General features: G+C 43.6%; 19 protein-coding genes and 1 pseudogene. 3 read left to right on the forward strand and 17 right to left on the reverse strand.

Translation table 11 applies throughout. From position 1 onward, the window contains the following. Positions 1-13: 13 nt before the first annotated feature. From JOC94_RS00210 to JOC94_RS00285, 16 genes and pseudogenes are all read right to left on the reverse strand, one after another. Positions 14-1009: an ABC transporter ATP-binding protein gene (locus JOC94_RS00210; protein WP_077109864.1), complete on the reverse strand. Its 996-nt coding sequence runs from the start codon at positions 1007-1009 to the stop codon at positions 14-16. 17 nt (positions 1010-1026) lie between these two features. After that, entirely contained in the window at positions 1027-1959 is a 933-nt protein-coding gene (locus JOC94_RS00215) for an ABC transporter permease (RefSeq protein WP_083717264.1), read from the reverse strand. Further along, a complete protein-coding gene (locus JOC94_RS00220; RefSeq protein WP_077109862.1) occupies positions 1959-2888 on the reverse strand; it encodes an ABC transporter permease in 930 nt (309 codons plus the stop codon). Before JOC94_RS00220 ends, JOC94_RS00215 begins: the two co-directional genes overlap by 1 nt. Before the next feature lie 253 nt (positions 2889-3141). Further along, positions 3142-4809, reverse strand: a complete 1668-nt coding sequence (locus JOC94_RS00225) for a peptide ABC transporter substrate-binding protein (RefSeq protein ID WP_077109886.1) — start codon at positions 4807-4809, stop codon at positions 3142-3144. Between the two features lie 226 nt (positions 4810-5035). Then, positions 5036-5986 carry an ABC transporter permease gene (locus tag JOC94_RS00230; protein WP_077109861.1) on the reverse strand — a complete coding sequence of 317 codons (951 nt, stop codon included), beginning with the start codon at positions 5984-5986 and terminating at the stop codon, positions 5036-5038. Continuing rightward, a complete protein-coding gene (locus JOC94_RS00235) occupies positions 5979-6902 on the reverse strand; it encodes an ABC transporter ATP-binding protein (protein WP_077109860.1) in 924 nt (307 codons plus the stop codon). The genes JOC94_RS00230 and JOC94_RS00235 overlap by 8 nt, the downstream gene beginning before the upstream one ends. 3 nt (positions 6903-6905) lie before the next feature. Continuing rightward, positions 6906-7616: an ABC transporter ATP-binding protein gene (locus tag JOC94_RS00240; protein ID WP_077109859.1), complete on the reverse strand. Its 711-nt coding sequence runs from the start codon at positions 7614-7616 to the stop codon at positions 6906-6908. Beyond that, positions 7606-7986: a GntR family transcriptional regulator gene (locus JOC94_RS00245; protein WP_077109858.1), complete on the reverse strand. Its 381-nt coding sequence runs from the start codon at positions 7984-7986 to the stop codon at positions 7606-7608. The genes JOC94_RS00240 and JOC94_RS00245 overlap by 11 nt, the downstream gene beginning before the upstream one ends. Positions 7987-7988: 2 nt before the next feature. Continuing rightward, complete coding sequence (locus JOC94_RS00250) at positions 7989-8657, reverse strand: hypothetical protein (RefSeq protein ID WP_077109857.1); 669 nt, start codon at positions 8655-8657, stop codon at positions 7989-7991. 1029 nt (positions 8658-9686) lie between these two features. After that, the gene (locus JOC94_RS00255; RefSeq protein WP_236016917.1) at positions 9687-10316 is read right to left on the reverse strand and encodes an NDxxF motif lipoprotein; all 630 of its coding nucleotides are present in this window, start codon (positions 10314-10316) and stop codon (positions 9687-9689) included. Positions 10317-10688: 372 nt separating this feature from the next. Next, positions 10689-10886, reverse strand: a pseudogene (locus JOC94_RS00260) (ATP-binding cassette domain-containing protein); the annotation flags it as partial. Next, positions 10844-11554: an ABC transporter ATP-binding protein gene (locus tag JOC94_RS00265; RefSeq protein ID WP_077109854.1), complete on the reverse strand. Its 711-nt coding sequence runs from the start codon at positions 11552-11554 to the stop codon at positions 10844-10846. The pseudogene JOC94_RS00260 and the gene JOC94_RS00265, both read right to left, overlap by 43 nt. Beyond that, positions 11544-11924 carry a GntR family transcriptional regulator gene (locus JOC94_RS00270; RefSeq protein ID WP_077109853.1) on the reverse strand — a complete coding sequence of 127 codons (381 nt, stop codon included), beginning with the start codon at positions 11922-11924 and terminating at the stop codon, positions 11544-11546. Before JOC94_RS00270 ends, JOC94_RS00265 begins: the two co-directional genes overlap by 11 nt. 2 nt (positions 11925-11926) lie before the next feature. After that, positions 11927-12706 (reverse strand): hypothetical protein, encoded by a 780-nt coding sequence (locus JOC94_RS00275; RefSeq protein ID WP_077109852.1) that lies wholly within the window; start codon positions 12704-12706, stop codon positions 11927-11929. 592 nt (positions 12707-13298) lie between these two features. Then, positions 13299-13895 (reverse strand): DNA-3-methyladenine glycosylase, encoded by a 597-nt coding sequence (locus tag JOC94_RS00280; protein ID WP_077109885.1) that lies wholly within the window; start codon positions 13893-13895, stop codon positions 13299-13301. A 194-nt stretch (positions 13896-14089) separates the two neighbouring features. Next, a complete protein-coding gene (locus JOC94_RS00285; RefSeq protein ID WP_077109851.1) occupies positions 14090-15061 on the reverse strand; it encodes an alpha/beta hydrolase in 972 nt (323 codons plus the stop codon). Between the two features lie 195 nt (positions 15062-15256). On the opposite strand from JOC94_RS00285, the gene JOC94_RS00290 reads away from it, so the two are divergent. Genes JOC94_RS00290 through thrB form a run of 3 tightly spaced genes read left to right on the forward strand, consistent with a single transcriptional unit; the run spans position 15257 to position 18530 of the window. Beyond that, the gene (locus tag JOC94_RS00290; RefSeq protein WP_077109850.1) at positions 15257-16558 is read left to right on the forward strand and encodes a homoserine dehydrogenase; all 1302 of its coding nucleotides are present in this window, start codon (positions 15257-15259) and stop codon (positions 16556-16558) included. After that, positions 16555-17616, forward strand: a complete 1062-nt coding sequence (gene thrC, locus JOC94_RS00295; protein WP_077109849.1) for a threonine synthase — start codon at positions 16555-16557, stop codon at positions 17614-17616. Before JOC94_RS00290 ends, thrC begins: the two co-directional genes overlap by 4 nt. After that, entirely contained in the window at positions 17613-18530 is a 918-nt protein-coding gene (gene thrB / locus JOC94_RS00300) for a homoserine kinase (protein WP_077109848.1), read from the forward strand. Before thrC ends, thrB begins: the two co-directional genes overlap by 4 nt. Before the next feature lie 192 nt (positions 18531-18722). Here the strand turns inward: thrB and JOC94_RS00305 are convergent, their stop codons facing one another. Beyond that, a complete protein-coding gene (locus JOC94_RS00305) occupies positions 18723-19190 on the reverse strand; it encodes a FixH family protein (RefSeq protein WP_236016918.1) in 468 nt (155 codons plus the stop codon). Positions 19191-19198 lie beyond the last annotated feature (8 nt).

The following is a 19198-nucleotide window of genomic DNA, read 5'->3' on the forward strand; positions in this document are numbered from 1 at the left end:
GCTTCCTCCTTTGTTACACACTTGCTCTCTTTTGAGCCATTGGGTGGTGAAGCCAGCAAGCGGTAAACTGGTTTGAACCTACTTCTTCAAACTCCGGGTTGTGACCTTTGCATATGCGCATGGCATATTTGCATCTGGCATAAAATGGACACCCTTCCGGAGGATCTATCAAGTCTGGCGGAGTACCGATGATGGGAGCAAGCGGCTGGTTTTTATCCATATCCAAGCGCGGAATGGAATTTAATAATCCCATTGTGTAGGGATGTTGAGGGTTGTTAAAGATCTCTTTCACTGTGCCGCTTTCGATCACCTGGCCGGCATACATGACGACTACGCGCTCGGCCATTTCTGCTACTACGCCCAAATCATGTGTAATTAAAATAATGGAAGTTCCGGTTTCTTGCTGGATTTTTTTCATCAATTCCAATATTTGAGCCTGTATCGTCACATCCAAAGCTGTCGTCGGTTCGTCGGCGATCAACAGCCGCGGATTGCATGCCAGCGCCATGGCAATCATGGCCCTTTGGCGCATCCCGCCCGAAAATTCATGCGGATATTGATTCACCCGGTGGCCTGGCTGCGGAATTCCAACAAGTTCCAGCATTTCAATGGCTTTTTCAACAGCTGCCTTTTTATTCATGTCATTATGTTTCAAAATAGCCTCTATAATCTGGTTGCCTATTTTGCTTGTTGGATTTAAAGATGTCATTGGGTCCTGGAAGATCATGCTGATTTTATTGCCTCTGATGCGCTGCATTTCTTTTTCAGTTATATCGAAAAGATTGTTCCCCTGAAATTGTATCGATCCCTGCTTATATTGCGCGGGAGGGGAAGGCAACAGCCGCATGATTGATTTGGCTGTTACACTTTTACCGCAGCCCGATTCTCCAACAATGGCGATCGTTTCTCCTTCTCTTACGTTAAAATTGACGCCTCTGACCGCCTTTACCTCTCCGGCATATGTTTGAAAAGATACGTGCAAGTTTTTGACTTCCAGTATATTATTCATATCGATCCCCACCTCTCTCATTCTCTTAATCTGGGATCGAGCGCATCCCTAAGTCCATCCCCGAATACGTTAAATGCCAACATCGTTAAAGAAATTAAAATAGCAGGTATAAACAATTGATAGAAATTCCCCACATGAATACTGCCCAAGGAATCACTTACGAGCGTCCCCCAGCTTGCTTGGGGCGCTTGAACACCCAATCCCAGGAAACTCAAGGTCGCTTCAGCAAAAATGGCCGTCGGAACAGTAAGGGTAATATTGACAAGGATAGGCCCTAATGTATTCGGTATCATATGTTTTCTTAAAACCCAGCCCATTTTGGCCCCAAGAGCGTTCGATGCGTGAACAAATTCCTGCTCCTTTAATTGCAGCACCTGGCCCCTGACGAGCCTTGCCATTTGAATCCAGCCCGTAATAGACAAAGCAATGATGATCGGCCAAATACCTCTTTCCATGACGATCATGACTAAAATCACAACAAGCAAATAAGGAATCGAGTATAGTATTTCAGCAATCCTCATCATGACGTTATCAGTGCGGCCGCCTTTGATGGCCGAAATACCGCCGTATACGACACCAATTAAAAAGTCGATCAACGCGGCCATCGATCCGATAAACAGTGAAATTCTCGCCCCATACCAACTGCGGGTAAATAAATCTCTTCCGGCCGAGTCGGTTCCAAACCAATGCTCAGCATTGGGGTGCAAATTCTTTTTGGTAAAATCCTGTTCATAATACGTATATCCGTTTAAATGTGGACCGATAACGGCCATGATTGTCAATAGAAAAATAACAGTTAATCCGAGCATCGCAAGCTTGTTTTCAACAAGTCTGCGCCATACATCACTCCAATAGGAAACAGAAGGCCTCGCAATTTTTTCAGCTTCCTGGTAATTGTCTTCCGCCGGCAAAAACATATCTTCCGTCATATTCAGTTCGTGCTTGCTCATCAGCCGCTCTCCTTTCCGATCTTGATTCTGGGGTCAATCCAAGTGTAGGCAACATCCACAATAAAGATCAATGCGATGAGAATGATGCTGTAAAAGATGGTCGCCCCTAAAATGACCGGATAGTCACGGTTGAAAATGCTATTTACAAACATTTCACCCATGCCGGGTATTCCAAATATATACTCGATAATGAAACTCCCGGTTACCAGATTGGCCGTCAGGATACCGAGTACTGTCACGACAGGCAGGATAGCATTCCGTACCGCATGCTTCATGATGATGGCACCGCCGGCCAGACCCTTGGCTTTGGCAGTTAATATATAATCCTGGCTCATCACTTCCAGCATGCTCGATCTCATTAATCGGGCAATATAAGCCATGGGCATCATCGCCAACGCAATCGAAGGGAGAATGGTATGAGACCAAGACTTCCACGTTGCAACGGGCAGAAGTTCCCACTTAACAGCAACATAATGGATCAAAAAGGTGGCAAGGACAAAACTTGGAACGGACAGGCCGATGATGGCAAGGACCATCGCTGAGTAGTCTGGCCACCGGTTTCTGTTCAAAGCAGCAATGACCCCAAGGAACAAACCGAATGTAATGGCTATCAACAATGCTTGAAGCCCTAAATGGAGAGAAACGGGAAATCCATTTTTAATATAATCATTGACTGTGATAGCTTTTGTTTTCATGGATGGCCCGAAATCCAGTTGGAGGACAGACTTTAAATATAGGGCATATTGGACCATTTCCGGTTTATCAAGATTATAGTGGCGCTGTAAGTTTTCATATACAGCCGGGGGCATCGGCCCTTCTTTGGCGAACGGATTCCCCGGAATGGTTTTCATAATGATAAAGGTGAGTGTAATGATGACCCACACAGTGATGATTGCCCAAAATAAACGATTTAGCGTATATTTCCACATCATTTACACCTCTTTCTAAGCAAAACTTCAATCTGCGAAAGCTTTATTTCGCATATGGTTAGTTGTACCAATCGGGCTTTTACTAGCAGTTGATTCCCGGTGAACCTATTTCCCCGCGAATTTTTGAAAATGGGAAGCTTGCTTGCTGCCTGTTAATCCGGGATATAGCCATGCCATACATACAGTAAGATGAAAAAATAAAGACTAAAACCAGGTATGCCAAAAGTGGCATACCCAATTTTGAAATGCATGATTATTTTTCAATGTCCGCATAAATGAACTGTGGATATCGGTTAATTGGTGTAAAAATCCCTTTCACATGCGGCTTCACAGTGAACGGTTTTGTGTAGAAATATAGCGGTATAATCGGCATTTCTTCGATTAAAATTTCTTCCGCTTTGTGCATGGCTTCCATCCGTTCTTTTTGATCCATGGACGTCTTGCCGATTTTAACGTTTTTATCATATTCCGGATTGCTCCAATTCGCATCATTGAACGAACCGTCTGTTACCCAAAGATCAACGAATGTCATCGGGTCAACATAGTCCCCTACCCAACCGCCACGGGAAATTTGATAGTCCCCAGCTTTTTCCCGGTCAAGCTTGACTTGGAATTCTACGTTTTCCAATGTGACGTTTACATCCAAGTTTTTGCGCCACATTTCCTGTATCGCCTCAGCAACCTTTTTATGCCCTTCATCCGTATTATACGTTAGGGTAAACTCTGGCATTTGATCCATGTCTTCTTCAGCAAGTCCTTCCTGCAGGAGCTTCTTCGCTTCTTCCGCATCTTCTTTAAACAGGTCGCCGGAGTTTTCCTGGAAATCTCCTTCCACATCGGGAATTCCTGGCGGGATGATGCCATACGCGGGCTGCTGGCCGCCCTGCGTCACATGTTCAACAAGAGACTTTCGGTCAATCGCCATCGATAAAGCCTTTCTAACCTTTACATTGTTAAATGGCTTTACCTCATTATTTAAATTATAGTAATATATTGCCAAATCCGGAGCAATCTCGAATTCTGGATCGTCTGTTCCACTCAGTTCGCCTGTCACATCCGGAGGCAGCGGGTAGACGAGGTCAAGCTCATTGGACTGATACATTTGCCACGCGGTATCAGCATTGTCAATAATGACAAATTGAACCTCATCCAGTTTGATTTTATCCTTATCGTAATAGTTTTCGTTTTTCTCCAATTTCATGCTTTCTTTATGTTTCCACTCCGTCAGTTTAAAAGCTCCGTTTGATACATATGTTTCAGCTTCCAGTGCCCAGTCGGGGTTTGCTTCCTGTACCTTTTTGTTCACAGGATAAAACGTATAAAAAGATGTCAAATCAAGGAAGTAAGGTGTTGGTTCCGCAAGTTTAACTTCAAGCGTAAGGTCGTCCAAAGCCTTTACACCGACTTTTTCTTCCAACGCGGCATATTCGTCCTTGTTTTGCGAGCTGTTGTACGCTTCTCCTCCTTCAAGATAATAGAGTTGATAAGCATACTCGGAAGCGCTTTCAGGATTGAGCGCGTATTTCCAGGCAAATTCAAAGTCGTGAGCTGTTACAGGGTCGCCATTGGACCATTTCGCGTCATCCCTTAAGTTGAAAGTCCACGTTAATCCGTCATCACTCACATTCCAATCTTTAGCGATTCCCTCGACTATTTCACCTTCAGGCGTTTTCTTCGTCAATCCTTCAAAGGCATGCTCCAGGATCCATGAATCATGGGTTCCCTGTGCTGTTCCAGGGTGTAGTGAACCCGGCTCTTCATTGTTATTGAGACGTAAAATTTTCTTCTCGCCCGACTTTTGCTCGCCACCAGATTTTTTCTCGTCAGCCGGTTCCGGCGAAGTCTCCGTTTGACCGCTAAAACAGCCGGAAAGTACCAGTAAGATTGATAGTACGAAAACCATGAAAGCAGACCGTGACATCTTCAAGCAAATTCCCCCTTCTTCATGATAATGGACGTGGCAACGATTACATAAACCAACAACTAAAACCCGTTAACAAACATTGGGTCCATATTAGTCTATGATTCGTTACACATTTACTATACCAAAAAAACAATCTGAATACCAAACTTTTATTTGCAAGATTCGGAATTGTGTTTTGGGGATGGACAAAAAAACCCCACAGAGAGAAAGAGATGTTACAGGCTTAAGCCGTAACATCCCTTTTCAAAAAGAATAGAAAAGCCAGTATTTGAAAGATTGTAAAATACAGTATCATCATCCATATGGAAAAAGAGAGCGTCATGCCATCCACCAATGGCATCCCATCAATATATTGCATTAAGTTAGTGTTGGCAAACAAACTATATTTGGCCCATTCAAATTTGCTGGCCAGCAATTTGGTGGCCGTTTCGCCTGTGAAAAGCAGAAATACCGACAGGCCGATCGCCAGCGCGCTGTTCTTGAAAACAGCCGAAATCATGAATGCCATAGCGGCAAGCAAAAAGACGCTTAAGGAATTGAGGGCATACGATTTGACCAAGTATAAAAACAGACTTTGTTCCTTCACCTGTCCATTCACATAAGCCAGATGGACATTGCTTGACGAATCTCCCGTCCCGAACAGAACCGCTCCAATGATACTGGCGCAAACGAATAGGATGGCAAGCATAAGCAGCAGGAACAAATTGACGGTAAAGTATTTTGCCAACAATATCTTCCAACGTTTATAGGGCTTCACCAACAATATTTTGATCGTTCCCCATGAAAATTCATTGGCGACAATACCAGCAGCAACAATGAGTACGAACAAGCCGGCAAATGGTATGAGAGAAATCGAGTCGTTGATAAATGTCCAAACCGTGCGCTCCTCAACAGGCGGCAAGTCATTTTTTATCCGATATTCATTAATAGCTATCTCCTGTTCAATAAGATCCTTAGGGCCTATAATTTGCATATCTTCATGCTGTTGTTTTAAATTCTCGTTTTCCGCCATCAACTCTTGCTTCCAATCTTGATTTTCCGCTTTTTCTTTGCTGTCAAGATATTTCATCATGCCAGCCGTTACGATCAGAATGAGAATGAGCAGTCCCATCATGATATATGTACTGATCTGCCTAAAAATCTTCTCCCATTCATTGCGTACCAAATTAAACATTGGCTGCCACCCCCGGGTCGTTTGTCATTTCAAGGAACCTTTCTTCCAAAGATTTTTTCACTGGGCTTATTTCAAACACGAGGAGATCGTGTTCAAGCAATAAGCGCAACACATCCGGTATTTGAGAAGGTTCCACTAAAATATGAATGCCATTTTCTCTCTTCATTCCTTGAATTCCACGACTTGCCAATAATTTTAAGGCTTCATTTCTATTATCCACATCGCAATAATACGTTTTGGTATCAGACTCCACCTCTTCACTGGCGATACTTTGGACATTGACGAGCGTCCCCTTTTGAATAATAGCGAACCGGTCACACATCATTTCCATTTCCGACAACAAATGACTGGAGACGATAATGGAAAGGTTTTTCTCTTTGGCCAATCGCCTTAAATAGCCCCTGATTTCCCTGATGCCCGCGGGATCAAGCCCATTTGTCGGTTCATCCAAAATAAGAACTTTTGGATCATGCAGGAGGCTTTGGGCAATTCCCAATCTCTGTCTCATCCCCAAAGAGTAAGTCTTGACTTTGTCGTGGATTCGCTCTGTCAATCCGACAAGACTTACGACCGCATCTATTTTTTCTTTCGTGATTCCCTTAAACAGGCGGGCAGACTGCTGTAAATTTTGATAACCAGTCAAGAATTTATACAACTCCGGGTTTTCGACGATGGCTCCTACATGGCTAATCGCGTCTTCATAATTTTTGCGGACGCTTTTTCCGCAAATTTTAATCTCCCCGGCCGTTATGCCAATCAAACCGACAATCATTCTGATCGTTGTCGTCTTCCCGGCTCCGTTCGGCCCCAAAAATCCAAACACTTCCCCGGCTTCGACTTCAAAGCTTAAGTCATCAATAATTTTTCTTCCGCGAATTATTTTCGTGACATTTTTCAACTCAACAACAGCTTTCATTTCTCACACTTCCTTCCCTTTGTTCCGCATGATTGATTTGAACCATTCTAAGACAGATAAGCCTTGTTCTTCGCGTATGGCTTCCACATTTTGGCGGCTGATAATGTCACCGTTATAAATGGCGATCACTTCATCCATTATCTGCTCAATCTCATCAATCTCGTGCGTGGCGATAATGACGGTCTGTTTTTCAAAATTAATATAGGTGAGCAAGCTTGTAACAATGGAATCCCGCACCATTGGATCGAGTCCGGAAAATGGTTCGTCCAGCAGGACCACCGGAACGTCCCTTGCCAAGGTTAATACGAGTTTCAATCTTCCCCGGTTCCCTTTGGAAAGCTGTTTGATTTTTTTATTTTCCGGCAACTCCATTTCTTTAAGAAGGTGAAACGCTTTGTCCCGGTCAAAATCGGGAAATTGAGAATCATAGAACTCGATCATTTTCCCGGTGGTAAAAGAATCATAAAACATATCAAGTTCCGTCAAGTATGCCACTTTTTTGCTGATCCTTCTTGTGACCTTCTCTTGTAAAACGGTCACTGTTCCGCTGTTCGGATAAACAAGGCCGGTGATCAATTTCAATGTGGTGGATTTTCCACTCCCATTGGGACCGAGCAGACCGTAAATTTTCCCCGGTTCAAAATATAGAGTGACATTGTCCAGAGCCTTTTCTGCTCCGTATTTTTTCACGACGCCCTTTAATTCAATGTTCATCCTGCCCACCATCCTCCAAATAATGTGTCAATCCACTCACCATTTGCTGGTTCGTATATCCCAATTCTTTCATGCTTTTGACAAACTGGCCGATGATTTCCGTCTGCATCGACTGCTTCAATTTATTCACAATGCTTTCCTTTTCAATCACGAACGTCCCCTGTCCACGTCTTGTCTCCACAATACCCATCCTTTCCATTTCCGCATATGACCTTTGTATCGTATTTGGGTTGACACCCGATTGGACAGCCATGCCCCTTACAGACGGAAGTTTTTCCCCGGGATTGATTTTTCCCCGGATGATCCTTTGAAAAATCTTTTCAGTAATTTGTATATAAATGGGCTTTGACGCTTCAAATTCTTTGGACATGTTTACACCTCGACTTTCCGGTCCAGCAGCCTACTGGCAAGGAGAAAGAAGATGATGGATAAAATAGCGTACATCAAGGTAAACAAGGATAGACTATTTTGGAAAATAGGTAGTTTCCAGAGTTGCCTTTCCACCAGTACGTGATAGGAAAGCCAAACGAGAACCACCGCCAGCCAGCGAAAATGTCTAATAGCGGGGTATTTTCCTAGTGAATGGTAAACCGTCCAAAGAAACATGAACAAAACTGATACATGCATCGCTGTGCCAAAGATATGTAACTGTAAAGAAATGATCCCTTGATCGATAGGCAGAGCACTGCTGAAAAAAGCGATCGCCCTTCGCATAAAAAACAAAGCATAAAAGGATATGAAAAGTTGCGCAATCAACTGAATAATAGCCGCGGCACCGAGCTTTGCTAACAGCAATTTCAAACTGCTTTGCGGATTATACAGCCATAACTGTGTTTTCCCCTCGACCCTTAAAGTATAAAGCAGTAAGAGCGGCGCCAATATCAGAACAGCAGCCATCATGAAGGGAAACATTAACTCCGGCTCCGATATATAACCTGAGAAGATATGCATACCTGCCATACCGAAAAATAGAAGCCCCATCCAAGACCAAAATTTCATTAAACCTAAATCCTTTTTAACCAACCCAATAAATGCCTTCATGACTTTACCTCCGCCACCTTGTATTAGTGTGTTAATTAGATAGTACACTAACACAAGTATACATGCAACCATTTTTACAAAAAAACATAAGATGTATTTTTTACCTGATAGAAAATTTCAAGAGATGGGCTATGGTCACCGGATGCAGCTACTTTCAGAGAATTATGCCATTCTCTTCCCCTCGATCAAAAGGCGGAACAAAGGCTAAAGAATGAAAGCGTCCTGTTGGCTTAACCGAGGAAATAGCGTCATCCAAGCTCGCGCTTTCCCTGCCTTGTTTGTTTCTTCTCTTACACTCGTACAAGCGTATACGTTGCGGCGCTTCCATGACCGATATCTTTGAAAACCATGAGTTGTGTATCACCGCCCCGGACGAATCGGACTTTTGGCGCGATTTTTTGAAATGGGGACCTTCCTGCAGTTCATACCGAAAAAACTACTAACATCAGTAGTGCGACCAAGGCCATGGTTTGTGCTAGTATTTTTTTGCCGAACAGCTTCAAGATCTAGAATCCATATAAAAGACCGGCCAACTTCACAAGTTTAGTATGTTGGGGGTCCAAAAAGATCATGTCAATAAGGCAGTGTGAAGGCTTCTATGATTGGCTAAGAGGGAGCAGAAATCATGAAACATAAACATGTTGTAGCTTTTGATGTGAGTATGGGGGAAAATGGGATGACAGTCTGACCGTTATAAACGATGTGAGTATGGAGATGAAGTGGAACATACACGTCCTAGCTTTTACGATGACAAATTAAAAATGCAACCTCGGCGAAATCCTTATGAGGTTGCAGTAATGGCATGTATAAATAAGCTTCCGAAATACATCTTCACCATTAAGGAACTGGAAACAAAATGGGATGGCGGGCATATCCAAAATTGGGCCATGGTCAGAAACCAACTGCTCTTTCACGACAAACTGAAAGATAGGGTTTTAAGATACCTTGAGTAAAGTGTACTTACACACTTAACTTGACAAACCCGATAGTTCCTTTTCATTGTCCACCTTTCCAATTCAATGGTTAACTTTATTTTTTAACATCCCTTCCAAAGGCCTTTGTGTCAATATTCTTCTCATCAAGGAAGTCTTCAATTTTTTTCTGTTCTCTTCCACTCACTTTAGGAGTTTTATTAATGATGGATCCAATGTCTTTTTCAGAAATTTTCCCTTCGCTTGCGTTGTCGAGCACTTCACTTAATTCACGAATATACTCATTTGAAGTTGTAATATAACGACTAATCCTTTCCGACTCTTCTTGATAACCTTTAGGTAAGGTATTATTGGAGATATAACGAGAGAAATTCTCATCATTTTCTTTTATAAGTTTGTTAATTTTTTTAAATTTCTCTAATTCACTTTTATTTAATGTCTGATCGTCCCATATGAACTCCTCAAATGATTCTAAAGCATTATTTAACTCTTCGTCACTGTCTAAATATATTTTGTTACTTTGTTTCATTTCTTCTTCGTCAATGACACTATTGTTTTTTTCAGAGGTGAAGATAGTACTAGGGATTTTTATGTCCTTTAGAGAAATTTCCTCTTCTGTAGCACTTTCTTCCTGAGCATCCATATTTTCTTCCTCGGAACATCCGCTCAACACAAAGATGATGATCATGAAGCAACTATAAAATATTTTTCTCATAATTAGAACCATTCCTTTCGCTCTCGCTAAGGGCACAAAACTGTATAAAATGTACTTATTCCGAGCGCGTTTTTAGTATTACTGAAACGATAGGGATTTACAGAACTACAAATCAAGTGAAGGTGAGAGGCCGATGGATAAAAAGCAGAAATGACATTCACACCTTAACAAGTTGTTGAACGGATCCATTTTATCATTCGTTTCCAATGGATTTTACAGACATGCTGGCTTGGCTTTAGCCTCCTCATCGCTTTGCACCTGCGGGGTCTTCAGCTCAAGCTATTCCCGCAGGAGTCGTCGCCTTCCGTTCTGAATATATATTGTGAACTAAAAAAAGCAATGATGAAATTTCTAAACTCCTTCCATTCACATTTTAAAGCGTTAACCGACAATCATTCTGATCGTTGCCGTCTTCCCGGCTCCGTTCGGCCCCAAAAATCCAAACACTTCCCCGACTTCGACTTCAAAGCTTAAGTCATCAATCATTTTTCTTCCGCGAATCATTTTCGTGACATTTTTCAACTCAACGACAGCTTTTTTCACACTTCCTTCCCTTTGTTCCGCATGATTAATTTGAACCATTCTAAGACAGATAAGCCTTGTTCTTCGCGTATGGCTTCCACATTTTCACGGCCGATAATGTCACCGTTATAAATGGCGATCACTTCATCCATTATCTGCTCAATCTCATCAATCTCGTGCGTGGCGATAATGACGGTCTGTTTTTCAAAATTAATATAGGTGAGCAAGCTTGTAACAATGGAATCCCGCACCATTGGATCGAGTCCGGAAAATGGTTCGTCCAGCAGGACCACCGGAACGTCCCTTGCCAAGGTTAATACGAGTTTCAACCTTCCGCGGTTCCCTTTGGAAAGCTGTTTAATTTTTTTATTTTCCGGCAGTTCCATTTCTTTAAGAAGGTGAAACGCTTTGTCCCGGTCAAAATCGGGAAATTGAGAATCATAGAACTCGATCATTTTCCCGGTGGTAAAAGAATCATAAAACATATCGAGTTCCGTCAAGTATGCCACTTTTTTGCTGATCCTTCTTGTGACCTTCTCTTGTAAAACGGTCACTGTTCCGCTGTTCGGATAAACAAGGCCGGTGATCAATTTCAATGTGGTGGATTTTCCACTCCCATTGGGGCCGAGCAGACCGTAAATTTTCCCCGGTTCAAAATATAGAGTGACATTGTCCAGAGCCTTTTCTGCTCCGTATTTTTTCACGACGCCCTTTAATTCAATGTTCATCCTGCCCACCATCCTCCAAATAATGTGTCAATCCACTCACCATTTGCTGGTTCGTATATCCCAATTCTTTCATGCTTTTGACAAACTGGCCGATGATTTCCGTCTGCATCGACTGCTTCAATTCATCGACAATGCTTTCCTTTTCAATCACGAACGTCCCCTGTCCACGTCTTGTCTCCACAATACCCATCCTTTCCATTTCCGCATATGACCTTTGTATCGTATTTGGGTTGACACCCGATTGGACAGCCATGTCCCTTACTGACGGAAGCTTTTCCCCGGGATTGATTTCTCCCCGGATAATCCTTTGAAAAATCTTTTCAGTAATTTGTATATAAATGGGCTTTGACGCTTCAAATTCTTTGGACATGTTTACACCTCGACTTTCCGGTCCAGCAACCTACTGGCAAGGAGGAAAAGGATGATAGCCAAAGCGGCATACAACAGAATGGGTATGATAGGTAGCGATACATCCGTATAGATGATGTTCCAGCCATCTTCATATTTCAAGTTGGGCTCAATATGGACGTTTAGGTCCAAAGAGAACCACTCATTTGTTAAAATCTTCGTTTTTACAAGAAGCTCTTCCAGTAAGCTCCATGCAAACCAAACGAGAACCACCGCCAGCCAGCGAAAATGTCTAATGGCGGGGTATTTTCCTAGAGAATGGTAAACCGTCCAAAGGAAAATGAACCAGATCGATATATACATTGCTGTGCTGAAAATGCCCAACTGCATAAAAATCCCTTGTTTGATAGGCAGGAAGTTGCCGAAAGAAGCGATTTTCCCTGCTTTCACCAATGCTTGCATGATAAACAAGGCATACAAGGAAATGATGAGTTGCGCAATCAACTGAATAATGGCTGCCGTACTGAGCTTTGATAACAGCAATTTCAAACTGCTTTGCGGATTATACAGCCATAACTGTGTTTTCCCCTCGAGATTTAAAGTATAAAGTAGGGAGATCGGTGCCAAAAACATGTGAAACCCGGCAGCCATCATCAGAAAAGGAACGGGTATTAGCGGCTCTGATAAATAAACAGAGAGGATATACACACCCGCCATCCCGATAATAAAAACCGCAAGCCAAACGATGTACCAAAATTTCATTAAACTTAAATCCTTTTTAACTAATCCAATAAATGCTTTCATGAGTTTGACCTCCGTCATCAACTGTTATTGTACTAACCAAATAGTACACTAACACAAATATACATGCAACCATTTTTACAAAAAAATATGAGATGCATTTTTACCTGATAGCGAAATCTATTGGCGGCATGATCAGGGTGACAGGGTGCGGGTCCATGCAAGAAGCTCATGCCGCGCTCTCTTTCCCCTTATAAGAAACGGAGCGACAGCGTCCTGTTGGCAAGCTCTGGGGAGGAGCGCCTTACTTTATCTTCGTGCGATCATGATGCTGTCGCACTTTCCCTGTCTTGTGGCTTCGCTGCACCCGTACATCATGGTTATGACGCTTCCAGAAAACCATGAGATGTGTGTCGCCGCCCCGGACGAATCGGGCTTTAACTGACTGTTGCTCCCCCGCACTTACCGTGATTTTTTGAAGTGGGGATCTTCCTGCCAGTTCATACCGAAAAAAAGCTGTCCGGAAAGGAATATGACAGCTTGAAAAATAATAAAACAAAACCCAAGAATGCTATAAAATCAACATTCTTGGGTTTTAGATTGTAGTGTGTTGACTCTAAATCGGACTTTTTAAACAGCCCCCTCCATATATATTTTATCGTGATACATATGGATTTCCCTTAACCCAGAAACGCCACGGGTAATCTCGCGCCTCACCCGAATTTTGAATCCCGATCCTGGTTCCTTGCTCTATTTCTGTCGGGGAATAGCCATCACTGATATATAACGGCCGCTCATAAAATGTTCGGCCGTAGTCCTCCATGGTAATCCCCATTGCCTTTGTTAATTTTCCGGGGCCATTCGTCAAGTTTTTCATTTGATCGACTGGGCGCCTCTTTTTCATAAGGCCAATTCCTGTAACAGGCTCCAACGCTCGAATCAATACGGCTTCGGGCTCATCAATGCCTGCGCTGACGACATTGATCAGACAATGCGTGTGCATCGAGTATGTATACACGAGCCCTGCCTGGCCATACATGATTTCAGTCCGCTTCGTCCTTCTATTGCCGTAACTGTGGGCGGCGCGATCATGCGGGCCTATATAGGCTTCCGTTTCCACTATATATCCGGCGGAAAGCCCTTCTTCCGTTTCGTTGACAAGGAGGCAGCCTAAAAGCGACTTGGCTAGTTCAAGCGTTGGCTGTTGAAAAAATTGTTTGTTTAACGGTTTTTTCGGCATTTTGTCATTCATTTCCATTACATCTATTCACCATCATCCATTTTATGAATTTATTTTTTTGCTTGATCGAGTCATACTCATTTATATTCGCAGATGTCTTTAGGACGCCAAAGCGCCATTCGCAACCTCAGCATCGTTTTCTTGCGTTCCGGGCGGACATGGCTTATTCCCGCCAGCATCATGTACGTTTTTTCATGTTGAGCCTGTCACTCATCTTCCTTTATTCCTTGTAATACCCCGTCAAAAAAAGCAATCACCTTTTCAACATATTCCTCAGAGTTTTGCTCAAAAGATTTCACATGCCCGTCTCCCTCGGTAAGCCAAAACGAAAAAACATCGGGGTGCTTTTTGTACATTTTTTCACTTTCTGTGTAAGGGATGGAACGATCGCCTTTATTGTGGATAAATAACACTGGACGCGGAGCCACATCATCCAGCACAGTGATCGGGCTTGCGCCGGACAAATCGATGTCAGCCATTAGTGGAATGATATTGAGGATCAACGGTGTAAAAGGAAAATTCGGCAGATCGGTCCAGACCGGCATATTTTCTTCCAAATAATCATGCAAATCGCTGAACGGGCTGTCGGCTACGACTGCATGCACATTCTTTGATTCAGCCGCCGCTAAAATGGAAGTGGACGCCCCCATGGATATTCCCAGCAATCCAATCGGCTCCTCATATTGGTCGGCTGTCCAATCAATGGCCCCCAGGAGGTCCCATTTTTCTTTGACTCCAACAGTGGTCATGTCTCCTTCTGATTCCCCCGCATAACGAAAATCAAACGTAATGACCCGATATCCTTTTACAAGTAAATTGTTGGCCAGCGGCATAAACGGAATGTTTTCCTCGTAACGGTTCCCTTTATAACCGTGGGCAAAAATAATGTTCATTTTTGCCGGAACGGGAGGTTCAAGCACCCAGCCCGCCAACTTCGTTTTGGCATCATGGCTGAAAAAGTCGATATCTTGATAATTCATGTCATAATCGCCAGGGGTAATGACGATCGGTTTTTTCTCCGGTTTTGTCAAATTTGTTCCCACATATACAGAAATCGCGACGCAAGTTGCAGCAGCCAGGAAAAACAAGGCAGCCAGAGAACCGATCACAATGAATTTGGTGTTCCGTTTCTTTGGCCCTCTGTTGACCGTTGTTTCCCTGTTGATTTCCGGCCCCATAATGCCGTATTCCTCCTTTTGCTTTATTCTTTTATTCATATTTCTAGAAAAACGGTTGGATTCCTCTTTTCAAAATGTCACAATATGTTCATTTTACAGCAAAAACAGGTAAAAAACCCCTTGACTTTTGAAGTTTAAATGTCTACTATATAAAAACAAATGTATTTTACAGACATACAGAAAGGTGAGGAAGAAATGAAAAGCTATGTATCTATCGGACTATTGGGTTTGGGAACGGTTGGCTCCGGAGTTGTCCAGCTCATTCAAAATCACCAAGAGGAGTTGCAACATCAAGTAGGATGCGAAGTGAGAGTCAAAAGCATTCTCGTCAGAAACACTGATAAGGAACGTGATATTCAAATCGGCCAAACATTCCTCACCTCTAATCCGGATGATATACTGCAAGACCCCGATATTGATCTTGTCGTGGAAGTAATCGGTGGTATCGAAGAGGCACGGGAACACATGATAAAAGCGATCCAGTCGGGGAAACATGTTGTTACCGCCAATAAGGATTTAATTGCCCTTCATGGTCCGGAATTGCTTGAAGCGGCTGCTCAAAATCAGGTGGATTTGTTTTATGAAGCGAGTGTCGGTGGCGGAATTCCGATTTTAAGAGGATTATCGGAAGGTCTTGTATCAGACCGGTTGAAAAAAGTGATGGGTATTGTCAATGGTACGACGAATTATATATTGACAAAAATGGATGAAGAAGGCCAGTCCTATGAAGCGGCTCTGAAAAAAGCGCAAGAACTCGGGTTTGCAGAAGCAGATCCAACAGCAGATGTGGAAGGGTTGGACGCGGCAAGGAAAATGGCCATTTTAGCCAGGCTGGCGTTCTCAACCAATGTATCGCTCGATGATGTGGAAGTGGAAGGCATAAGCAATCTTTCGCTGCAAGACTTGCATTACGGGCAAAAACTGGGATATACGATGAAGCTCATCGGTATAGCCCAATTGGATGACCAAAAAGTGGAAGTCAGTGTACAGCCTACTTTCCTTGCGACTAGTCATCCGCTTGCCTCTGTTAAAAATGAATATAATGCCATTTATGTTAAGGGAGAAGCCGTTGGAGAAACAATGTTCTACGGTCCTGGTGCAGGAAGCTTGCCTACGGCAACCGCGGTGATGGCGGATGTCGTAGCGGTGATCAGAAACATGCGGCTTGGCGTAAATGGAAAAACCGTTGTAGCGCCTAGGTTTAAAAGTGTGTTAAAATCACCTCAGGAGCGGTATGGACAGTTTTATTTCCGTCTCCACTTAGCAGATGAAGTCGGGGCATTTTCCAAAATCACAGGCTTATTCAACGAATTAGGCATTAGCTTTGAGAAAATTTTGCAAACCCCGCTCAATAAAGGAGAATTGGCAGAAATTATTATTGTTACCCATACCGTATCATTGGAAAACTTCCAAGAAGCACTGATGAAATTAAGGGATCTCCCCGTTGTAAAAGACGTCATCAGTTATTATCGAGTAGAGGGGAATGGAGCAAAATGAATTGGCCGGGCCTGATTAAACAATATCAATCCTACTTGCCTGTTACAGATCAAACACCAGCGCTTACGCTTCAAGAAGGGAATACACCTTTGGTGCATCTGGCCCATTTATCTGAGCAATTGGGAATCGAATTATATGCGAAAATGGAAGGTGCCAATCCGACTGGATCTTTTAAAGACCGCGGAATGGTGATGGCCGTCGCCAAAGCAGTGGAAGCTGGCAGCGAGTCCGTCATTTGTGCATCTACGGGGAATACGTCCGCTGCCGCTGCGGCTTATGCGGCAAAAGCCGGGATCAGGGCGATTATCGTCATCCCAAATGGAAAAGTGGCACTCGGTAAGCTTGCCCAAGCAATGATGTACGGTGCCGAAATTGTTGAAATTGAAGGCAACTTCGACGAAGCATTGCAAATTGTCCGCACTGTAAGTGATACAGCGCCGGTTACACTTGTCAACTCTGTCAATCCATACCGGATTGAAGGGCAAAAAACAGCGGCATTTGAAATTTGTGATCAACTTGGAGCCGCTCCAGATATTTTGGCCATCCCGGTGGGGAATGCCGGTAATATAAGCGCCTATTGGAAAGGATTTAAAGAGTACAACGACGCAAAACAAACAGGACTTCCAAAAATGTTCGGCTTTGAAGCGGAAGGTGCGGCGGCCATTGTAAAAGGAGAGCCGATCGCCCAGCCGGAAACGGTGGCAACGGCCATCCGCATTGGAAATCCGGCAAGTTGGAATCTTGCTGTCGCCGCTCGTGATGAGTCTGAAGGTAAAATTGAATCCGTTTCTGACCAAGAAATTTTAGAGGCATTCCAGCTACTTCCGAAATCGGAAGGTCTGTTTGCCGAACCGGGTTCATGCGCCTCGATTGCCGGAGTAATCCAACAAGTGAAAAATGGCCAAATTGAAAAAGGAAGCAAGGTAGTGGCCGTATTAACCGGAAACGGATTAAAAGATCCGCAAACGGCTGTTTCTCAAATCAAATATGATCCCGTAGTCTTGCCAAATGATGAAGAAGTCATTATTGACTATATTAAAGGCGTGGTTAAGGCATGAACTGTTTGACCATTACGGTTCCCGCCAGCTCAGCCAATATCGGACCCGGGTTTGATTCCGCCGGTATGGCTTTGAACCGCTATTTAACATTACATGTTACACCGAATGAAGAGTGGATATTTGAACACCGCTCTTTGCATCTTCCGCAGGCCCCTCCTGCGGAAGATCATTTTATTTTTAACATTGCCAAACAGATGGCGGAACAATTCAACGCCAACCTTCCTCCGTGCAACATTATGGTGGAAAGCGACATTCCTTTGGCACGCGGCATGGGAAGCAGCGCATCTGCGGTAGTGGCAGGCATCGAACTGGCCAACCAGGTTTGCCAACTTGAATTAAGCGCGTCAGAAAAGTTGCGGTGGGCCACCAAGTTTGAGGGGCATCCCGACAATGTGGCGCCTGCATTGCTGGGTGGGCTCGTCATTACAGCAATGCTTTCTGAAGACCGTATCGAATTTTTTCAAACTACAAATATTGATTTGGATCTCGTACTTTATATCCCGGATTTTGAATTAAAAACGGAAGCAGCAAGAAAAGTGCTCCCAGAACAGTTTTCCAGAAATAACGCGACTGCCGCAAGCAGTATTGGGAACATGATGGTAGCCGCTCTCGTCGCCGGGGATTATCAGCTGGCAGGACGCATGATGGAAGCAGACTTATTTCATGAGCCATACCGTGCTTCCCTCATTCCCAACTACGCTGAAATCCGCCGCGAAGCAAAAAACCTCGGAGCATACGGAACAGTCATCAGCGGTGCCGGACCAACCTTAATCTCCTTTGCTCCCAAAGGCGGCGGACAAACCATTGTGGATCATTTACAAACAATGTTTTCCGACCACTCCGTTCAATTGGTAAAATTGGATAACGAGGGACTTCGTGTCAATCATCAAAGTGAAAATGCGATTTGCCAATAAACCGCTGGATAGGCAAATTTGTATTTTGAAACGAACATGCGAAAACCCGGGCGCCAGTTAACAACGTCCGGGTTTTTTACAATATAACAGCACATAGGTGTAAAGCGCATCGAAGTCAACCTATTTTTTTTATTGAAAAAGCGCACACCTGCTTTTCTCTATAAGCAGGCGGTTCCTTTTCTCTTACGAAGCTTAATGGTGCATGCCATTATCAGTGGACTCGGCTTGTTCATCTTGTCCGCCTTTACCCTGAGTCCCCTCACCAATGGTGATCGACTTTTTCGGCATATTGTGCATGCCGCGTGCGGTCACGTGGACTTGAACAGTAAATGCTCCTTCGCGATCAAACGCTTTTTCCATCTCATAAGTGCCGTCTTCATTGTTTTTCGCTTCAATCTTTTCTCCCTCTTCTTTTTTTCCTTCTTCCCAAATTTCAAACTCCACCTCATCGGCGTCTTTCACTTTTTCATCGCCTTGTGTCACCAAGGCTGTAAAAACGACTTTTTCATTTACATCGGCAGTATCAGGACCTTCAAGCTCTACCTCAAGTACCTCGGGAACCTTATCGCTAACTCCGTTGTTTTGATCTTGGGTACTTCCACATGCTCCCAATAAACCAATGGCGAAAGCCAAAATTAAAAACGAACGTATCCTGTTCAATTTATTTA

Origin of the sequence: Siminovitchia thermophila, assembly GCF_016909185.1 — a bacterium.
GTDB classification, from domain to species: domain Bacteria; phylum Bacillota; class Bacilli; order Bacillales; family Bacillaceae_C; genus Siminovitchia; species Siminovitchia thermophila.